This window comes from Bartonella sp. MR168JLCBS, assembly GCF_042194175.1.
Map to the genome: position 1 here is coordinate 1 of NZ_JBHIMP010000550.1, position 258 is coordinate 258.

1 pseudogene is annotated in these 258 nt (G+C 39.9%); it reads left to right on the forward strand.

From position 1 onward, the window contains the following. Nucleotides 1–258: pseudogene (locus tag ACFIK8_RS12590) on the forward strand (hemin-binding protein); the annotation flags it as partial.

Below are 258 nucleotides of genomic sequence, written 5' to 3' on the forward strand. Positions count from 1 at the left end.
AATCTTTTCTTTTCGGATGAGGAAAGTAAGAATAAAAAATGGGTTTCGGTTGACAAAAAATATATGCCTAAGCTCTCTGGTTTTATAGGGGGGGTGTATGCAGGTGCCAATCTCGAACTTAGTAATGGTTTTATCTTGGGGGTTGATACGGATATACTGGTGTCTAGACGAAAGGATACAAAGACTGGCGTCGTTTCCGATAAATCTGATCAAAAGATAACTTTAGAGGGTACGAAAGGGGAAACTGATGGGCATACA